At 40.8% G+C, this 4360-nt stretch carries 4 protein-coding genes; 3 read left to right on the top strand and 1 reads right to left on the bottom strand.

The features are described from left to right. The 3 genes from H5202_RS18330 to H5202_RS18320 form a co-directional block, all read left to right on the top strand. Positions 1-686: GGDEF domain-containing protein (locus tag H5202_RS18330; RefSeq protein ID WP_182773338.1), on the top strand; the 686-nt coding region annotated here is incomplete at its 5' end. Between the two features lie 343 nt (positions 687-1029). Further along, the gene (locus H5202_RS18325; protein WP_182773337.1) at positions 1030-2598 is read left to right on the top strand and encodes a YjjI family glycine radical enzyme; all 1569 of its coding nucleotides are present in this window, start codon (positions 1030-1032) and stop codon (positions 2596-2598) included. Continuing rightward, a complete protein-coding gene (locus tag H5202_RS18320; RefSeq protein ID WP_182773336.1) occupies positions 2591-3565 on the top strand; it encodes a YjjW family glycine radical enzyme activase in 975 nt (324 codons plus the stop codon). Before H5202_RS18325 ends, H5202_RS18320 begins: the two co-directional genes overlap by 8 nt. Before the next feature lie 158 nt (positions 3566-3723). Here H5202_RS18320 and H5202_RS18315 read toward each other — a convergent pair. Next, positions 3724-4360, bottom strand: a 637-nt coding sequence (locus H5202_RS18315; RefSeq protein ID WP_182773335.1) for a LysR substrate-binding domain-containing protein, incomplete at its 5' end; no start/stop codon positions are given.

Here is a 4360-nt window from a genome sequence, read left to right as displayed (position 1 = left end):
ACGAACAAATTTGTGAAGAAATGCAGCTGATTATGTTTAATGCTGAAGGGCTACGAATCCCGATAACAGTTAATGCTCGTTTAAGCGATGACGGTTATATTCATTGGAGTTTTTTTAATGCCTCCAAAAGAGACCAACTTTACGATGAGTTAATAAAAACAAGAGAGAAACTTGAAGAGCAAGCTGAAAAGTTAAAATTGCTTGCTTCAACTGATGAGTTAACACAGTTGTTAAACAGAAGAGAAATGAAATATCGCTGTACGTTAGCACTTGAACAAGCTAGCCGTTCTCATCAATCTGTTGGTTTATTGCTGCTAGATATCGATCATTTCAAAACGATTAATGACACCTTTGGTCATTTGGAAGGTGATCGAGTACTTAAAGAGCTCGGCCATATTTTGAAAGATTTTTGCCGACAAACCGATCTTGTCTCTCGCTTTGGTGGTGAGGAGTTTTTGATCTTGCTACCCGACACCAACAAAAGTGATTCTTTATTATTTTGTAATAGGCTTCAAGATTCCATCACTCAAATTAAAGTGGCTGACGACGTACTCACAGTCAGTATTGGAGTCAGTATTTGTAGTGATAAAAGATCATTTACAGATTTATTTACTCAAGCAGATAAGGCTATGTATAAAGCAAAAGCACTTGGAAGAAATAGAACTGAAGTTTATTGTTTGGATTAAGCCTGTTAGTTTTGCTACAAAGCCAGTAACACCCTACTTAAAAAGTGTTCGTCACACTATCCCAACAATTTCAAGTTTGCCCGCTCAGCGCTCAGCAACGTAATAACGTAGTAATGTAATAATCTAATAACGTTCCTCTTTATCGATTTCGATTTTTCTGCATCTCATTGTTTATAGGGTTCATTACTCACTAGTCCACATTTTCTGTCATTTGGGATGTGATCTTCATCATCGGATTTCGATTTTATCAATGCCAACGTCGGCTATTTTCACTGTTTAAACCTCATGCCTTTCAGTAGATTAGTTGTTATCAAGCATTCATCTATAAAAAGTGAGTTTCATCATGACATTACAAGATAACATTGAGAAAACTGTCACCCACCCTCACCTTTCTCCTAAACAAAAAACCAATTATTTAGCATTAGAAGCTGAAAACAGTCTGCCTTATGTGGCGGTGTCTGAACGGGTAAATAATGCCATGAAACAAGGTATTATCTGCGATATGTTTGAAGGTCATGCGCCATTTAAACCGCGTTATGTGTTGCCAGATTATGCCAAATACTTGGAACAAGGATCTGAATATTTGGAGCTGTCGCCCGCCGAAGACTTTGATGACGCCTTAAATGCATTAACCATTCTTTATTTTCATGTGCCATCGGTGACCAATATCCCAGTTTACTTAGGCCAATTAGATGCGTTATTAATGCCTTTTACACAGGGGCTTGATGCTGATGCGATCTATCGTAAACTCAAGCGGTTTTGGATATTACTCGACCGCACGTTACCCGATGCGTTTATGCATGTGAATATTGGCCCAACTGATAACATTATTTGCCGAACCATTTTGCGTATAGATGCAGAATTACAACAAATTGCCCCCAATTTAACTTTCATGTATGACCCTGCCGTAACGCCTGATGATTTATTATTTCAGGCCACCAGCAATATTTGTCAATGCGGTAAACCTCACATTGCCAACTATCCGCTACATGCCGATGCCTTCGATGCTCGTGGTTTTGGGATTGTAAGTTGTTATAACGCATTACCGTTAGCTGGCGGAGCTAATACCTTGGTGCGCGTTAATCTCAAAGAAGTTGCTCTAAACGCTAACAGTATTGATGATTTTTTTGTCCAAACGCTGCCATATTATAGCCAACTCGCATTCGAGCTTATTGAAGCTCGTTCGGCATTTTTACACCAACAATCTCATTTCTTTGACAGTTTTTTAGTTAAGGAGCAGTTAATCGATGAATCTCGCTTTGCACCTATGTTCGGTATTTATGGTATGGCTGAAGCGGTCAATATTTTACAAGCCTTACTACCTAATGCTGCTAAGGTTACAACTGCTAACGTCGCAAGCAAACCCAATACAGGCTACGGCCATAACCCAGATGCAAATGAACTTGGACTCAGAATATCTGCAGCTTTAGACAACATAGTAAAGTCGACACCGGTCACTTACGGTTATAACAGTCGCGCGTTACTGCATTCTCAAAGTGGCATTAGTTTGGATAAAAATGTCACTCCTGGCGTGCGTATTCCCTATGGCTCAGAACCCGATCCCATTAGTCATATTCAAGCACTAGCTAAACATCATCAATATTATACTGCCGGAATCAGCGATATTTTAACCATAGATGAAACCGTTAAAGCTAATCCTCAAGCGATGTTCCAACTCTGTAAAGGCGCCCTTAGTTCAGGTTTTAGAGAGTTTAGTGCCAATGTTGCTAATAACGATTTAGTCCGTGTTACTGGTTATATGGTTAAACGCTCGGACATTGAAACTTTTAAGCAATGCGGTTCACGCACCAACACCACAGGGTTAGCTGCAGAAGCCGTAATCAATACGGGAATATTTCAACGCCAAGCTCGGGTAATTGCTCACGAACAAGCTCCTTTTATTCATGAGTAAACATGCCGTTGTCAGTCAAATATTGCCATTTTCCTGTGTTGACGGGCCTGGCAGTCGTTTGGTGATATTTTTGCAAGGCTGCAACTATCAATGCAAAAATTGTCATAATCCTCACACCATCAATTTGTGCGATGCTTGTGGTGACTGCATTGATAGCTGCCCTGAACAGGCACTTAGTCTTATTCATTCACAAGCAATGCCGTTGCAGCAAATGCGGTCACAAGAAATGTCGTTACACGGAGACCCAATACCAGTTAATCATTTTCCATGTAGTTCGCCATGTAGTTCTCCAAGTAAGCCCCATATTGTCTGGGACAGCACCAAATGCAGCCAATGCGATACTTGCCTTGCGGTATGCCCTAGACAATCGACGCCTAAAACGTCTCATTACACCGTTGAGCAAATGCTAGAGGTTATCTACGGACAACGTCATTTTATCAATGGAATTACACTCAGTGGCGGCGAAGCAAGCTTACAATTGCCTTTTATCATTGAGCTTTTTAGTGCGATAAAGTCCTCAGAACATTTATCTCACCTCAGTTGTATGCTCGACACCAATGGCAGTTTGAGCTCAACAGGTTGGCATAAGCTACTGCCATTTTTAGATGGCGCAATGGTTGATTTAAAAGCATGGCAACAAGATACCCATCATTACATCACAGGGCGTGATAACCAACCGGTGTTTACGTCAATTGAGTTACTGACTCAGCACAATAAATTGTATGAAGTAAGACTGTTACACATTCCCGGCATCACGGATTATGAGCATGATGTTGACGCCCTAGGCGGGTATTTATCTAACCTCCCCACAGAGACTCGGGTGAAGTTAAATGAGTTTCATCATCATGGTGTTAAAGGCATAGGCTCTACATGGCCACAATGTACTCAAGCAGATATAGCACGTTTAGCAAATCAACTTACTCAGCGAGGAGTCACCAATATCGTCTTGCCGTCGCTGTATATCTAATCGCTATATATCTAATAGCGATATTTAGCGTCTATAGGTAACTTCTATATGCAACTGAGGTTGAATAAATGGCTAACACGGCTTTGCTTCGATTTAATACCAAATCAATTCATTGATAAAGTACCATTTAATCAATACTTAAAATCGTATTGGTGCGGTTAACGACTACAAAGCAATATTTGTTCATACAGCCAGCGATGAGCAGGATCGTTCATACTTTGCCGATGCCACACAAGGCTATAAGCAACTTTGCCATAATCGATCGGTAACGGTTTAATCAGTAATCCTTGGGCTTGCTTGGCTATTGAGGCCCAGTGGCGCGAACAGGTAAATAGCAGTTCACTGTGATGGCACATTAACGCTGCGCTGCCAAAGTCAGGTACCGAAATCGGTATCGCTCGTTTTTTAGATTGTTGTGCCAGTAAAATATCAAAAAACGGTGTGCTCAAATCAGTATCCGTAATGCCGATATGGCTGAAATTTAAGTAGTCATCAAGGCTAATAGTCTGCTGTGAAGCCAGTGGATGGCTAGCACTCATTAGGCAGACCATTTCATCGTTGATTAAGGTTTCCCAGACTAAGTCTTCATCGATATTGGTTGGTTGGCTTAAGTCATGTGGCAAAAGAATAAAATCCAACGAGCCCTTTACTAAGCCGTCAAAGCCGATGTTGTCTTTATTGTAAATATCGATATGAATATTGGGCGCTAATTTGAGTATATGAGCCGTTAATGTGGCGGCTAATAACTCAAATGTGCTTTCGCGCATCGCCAGCGAAAAGCTACCTTGATAATGT

Origin of the sequence: Shewanella sp. SG41-4 (assembly GCF_014164505.1) — a bacterium.
GTDB lineage: Bacteria > Pseudomonadota > Gammaproteobacteria > Enterobacterales > Shewanellaceae > Shewanella.
The sequence above is the reverse complement of the archived record's forward strand: the minus strand, read 5'-3'. Positions and strand labels throughout refer to the sequence as shown.